Origin of the sequence: Compostibacillus humi (assembly GCF_014637175.1) — a bacterium.
GTDB lineage: Bacteria > Bacillota > Bacilli > Bacillales > Amphibacillaceae > Oceanobacillus > Oceanobacillus humi.
Window position 1 is genome coordinate 1 of sequence record NZ_BMEV01000114.1, and the last position, 3,922, is coordinate 3,922.

Genomic DNA, 3,922 nt, shown 5'->3' on the forward strand with positions numbered 1-3,922 from the left:
CCAAAATATACTAATTTAGCTGTTTAATATAACCATATTATCCCATATTTCGTATATTTTGGGGTATACTTTGTAGAAAATTATCACGAAGAATTTTTACTCTTCAGCGCTGTTAATTTTCATTCACTAAAAATAGAATCTGCTTGAATAATCTCCTTCGCAACAACTACCAACTTTTTATTTTGGTTCCGGCTCAATTTTTGCAAAAATTTCATTGCTTCTGGTTCCTTCAATTTCTTCCGGTCCATCAAAATACCCTTTGCTCTTTCAATGTATTTCCTTGCCTCTAATGCTTTTTTCGTATCCTTTAAATCATGCTGTAATTTTTGAAACTCTTTAAACCTGCTGATACTGATATTAATAGCAATTTTTAAATCCTTGATATCAATAGGCTTGATTAAATAGTAAAACACACCTTCTTCAGTTGCCCGTCTAATAAAATCTTCATCATAATATCCGCTGACAATAATACTAGGTGTAAAAAGTTTTTCATTTATTTTTTTTATAGCCTCCAGGCCATCAATATTTGGCATATTAATATCCATTAAAATAAGATCGGGCTTTTTTTCAATGGCAAGTTCAACTGCACTTTCTCCGTCTGTTGCTTCTCCTATTACCTGATGGCCTAACTGTTCTATATTAGACTTTAAACCCATTAATACTAAAAACTCATCTTCTGCTATCATGATTCGCAATGACTTCTCCATTTTGTCATCTACTCCTCATTTCCTTGAATTCATAAGTTAAAATGATAATATTGTTAACAAATAGAATTTTTATCCCATAAACTTATTTTTATTGATACTTATTTATTCTGATTTGCACTTTCTAAATACTAGGCAAAATTACTAGTAAAGATAGTTTAAAAGTACCGAGTAAGCTGAAGGAAAATATTGTGCTTATGGCAATCTAAGCGCTCTGCTACTTTTCGATGAAACAATAACTCTCAAAAAATGGTTATTTCCAAGTTTATGTTCTATAAAAATTCATTCTATATAGTTAAATAGTAACATTATAAATATCAGAAATCCACAAATAATTTTTGTATTATTCTGATATTGGAGGCATTCAAAATTATGGAGGATACCCTATTTCGTATAAATAATTTTACCTATCGTAACTCGGACGGAATGGTTGAAAACATTAATATAAAAATTGGTCATCAAGAATTTCATGCACTAGTTTCCAATAATAGATCGGAGCAAAACATCTTTTTGCAAGCTATCATGGACTTAAATAGTCCAACTCTCCGAGGAGAGATTTCATTCAACGGACATAATCTTAAACGTAATCAAATACCTCTTCATAAACTTGGTTTATCCATACTAAACTATAATTCCATGCTTTATCAAAATCTCTCAATAGCAGAAAATCTGCATTTAACGGGATTTCCGCAAAGGAAATTTCTGCCTTTCATTCATTGGAAAAAAGTCAAAGAAGATTCTCGAAGTTTTTTAAGGAAATTTGGCTTAGAAGCCAATGTTCTTCAGAAAGTGAAAAGCTTATCAGAAGAAAATAAAAGAATGGTGTATATCGCTAGCATTTTTATGCAAAACCCAAAATTAATCATCATGCACGAGCCGCTCGAAGGACTTTCGGAGAGCAACACTACAAAAGTATTTAAGCTATTGGATGAATTTAAAAGCAACGGAGGCAGTATTCTATATATCACTAAGCAATGGGAAGAGGCCTTAAAGCTTTCGGATGAAATTTCAATTATGACAAACGGAAAGATAGTTGATCAAATGTCTACACAGACTGCAAAAAAAGACCCTCAAAGAATGTTGAAAAGCTTGAACGGATATAGTTATACACGAAATAACCATATTGATCAAAATACGAAAAAAGTGATTGATGCTGTGTTCAAGTCTGCCGAACTTCTTTCATCTGAGTATGAACTAAAAGATGTATTATTATTGCTGGCAAAGGAATCTACTATGTTTATGAATGCCGACGGCTGCTCCATTAAACTTATTGATGAGAGTACTTGGAGTATCATCGACGAATTAGAATATAAACAAAATGATTTTGTGGAAGCTCAATTAAAAAAAGATGTCATCGTGGAAATAGCAAAGGAAAATGATATTTTCTATGTTAATGCGAATGATAAAGTGTTTGAGTCATTATTTGAACGGAAAACAAATGTAAAAACTACGATATGTATTCCTGTTTTGATTCACTCCCAAGTTACAGGTTTCATTCAATTCTATTATGAAGATCTATATGTTTATTCAAATAATGAATCGAGATATTTAGAAACATTGGCACGCCACGCTGCGATAGCAATTGAAGAAACAAGACTAATGGGAAGATCAGCTCTATTGCAAGAAAGCAATCATCGGATTAAAAACAACCTACAATCCATCATCGGGATTATTTCCTTACAACGCAATTTTGTCTCTGACAACTCTGTACAATCCGTTAATGAAATATTAGACGATATCATCGCCAGAATAAAAAGCATTTCCTCCGTACATAATCTTTTATCCAAGGATAAATTGGGGCGAAGTATTATTAATGTAAAAGAAATCATAGAAGAAATCATATCCTTTTCCAGCTTTAACCCAAATTTTAAGATCTCTTTGGATTTGGATGACATTTTTATCCCTTATAATAAAGCGACTTCTATCGCTTTAGTCATTAATGAATTAGTTACTAATTGTTTCAAACACGCATTTAAAAATATGGATTATGGTACTATATGCATAAAGTGTAAAAAATTAGATACATGTATATTTATATCAGTAAAAGATAATGGACGCGGGCTGCCAGAAGGTTTTGACCCCTCAAAACAAACGAGCTTAGGGTTATCAATATTGCAAGGCATTGTTACTAGTGAATTTCAAGGAGAAATGAAATTTATATCTGAAAACGGAACCACTATCGAAGTAAAGATTCCATCACAAAGCTTTTCTCTAAATCAATATCGAAAAAGGGAAAAATCTTAAATAATTAATATATTATCGGAGTCTGATGGTAAATCTAGCGCGATGATGTATAAAATTTTGTGTAAAGCATTTTACTAGACCAAAAGAAAAAAGGTAGGGTATTCTCTGATTTGGACAAAAACACATTCCAGAGAAAGGAGAACCCTACCTATGTCTAAAAGTATACCGAATGTAGACTGGGCAAATCAACTGGAAAGTGTGATTCGTCAGTTTGTAAAGGAAAAATTAGAACTGATCATGCGGGAAGAAATGAAAAAATTCCTCGAAATCGAACAGGCCGGAACATCGAATATGAGAAACGGCTACTATCAACGAAATCTAGATACGCAATATGGCCGGATTGAAGGCCTTTTGGTCCCAAGAGATCGAAATGGGGAATTTCAAACGCAGCTGTTTGCCCCTTACCAACGTCATACTGGTTGGCTCGAGGAAGCCGTCATCAAAATGTATCAAAGTGGCATGAGTACGAGGGAAATTGGCAAGTTTATCGAACGAATTTTAGGAAATGCCTATTCTCCAACGACGATCAGTCGTATTACCGATGTCGTGAAGGAAGACATCGAGAAATGGCACAATCGTCCTCTACATCAGCGTTATTCGGTCTTATATTTGGATGGTTTATACGTAAAACTTCGTCGCGAAACCGTGGAGAAAGAAGTCATTTATGTGGTGTTAGGGGTGAACGAAGAAGGATATCGCGAAATTCTTGATTTCTTTGTGGGAGGACAAGAAAGTGCCTATGTATGGCAAGAAATTCTTCAAAACCTCTACCAAAGAGGCGTCAAGGAAGTGCTTCTGGGAGTATTCGATGGTCTTCCGGGGCTGGAGGAAGCTTTTCGCTCGGTTTATCCGAAAGCCGATGTGCAGCGTTGTGTCGTTCACAAAGTACGTAATACCTTACATCGTGTTCGGAAAAAAGATCAATTTGAAGTGGCAGAGGATCTCAAACTGATTTATCGCGCACCGAATAAGGA

Annotated in this window: 3 protein-coding genes; 2 read left to right on the forward strand and 1 reads right to left on the reverse strand. The window is 34.3% G+C overall.

What is annotated here, in order from left to right:
• Positions 1-119: 119 nt before the first annotated feature.
• A complete protein-coding gene (locus tag IEV18_RS16410; RefSeq protein ID WP_188393441.1) occupies positions 120-707 on the reverse strand; it encodes an ANTAR domain-containing response regulator in 588 nt (195 codons plus the stop codon).
• A gap of 369 nt (positions 708-1,076) precedes the next feature.
• On the opposite strand from IEV18_RS16410, the gene IEV18_RS16415 reads away from it, so the two are divergent.
• Positions 1,077-2,948 carry a histidine kinase dimerization/phosphoacceptor domain -containing protein gene (locus IEV18_RS16415; RefSeq protein WP_188393442.1) on the forward strand — a complete coding sequence of 624 codons (1,872 nt, stop codon included), beginning with the start codon at positions 1,077-1,079 and terminating at the stop codon, positions 2,946-2,948.
• A 150-nt stretch (positions 2,949-3,098) separates the two neighbouring features.
• On the forward strand, positions 3,099-3,922 hold an 824-nt coding region (locus IEV18_RS16420; RefSeq protein ID WP_188393443.1), incomplete at its 3' end, for an IS256 family transposase.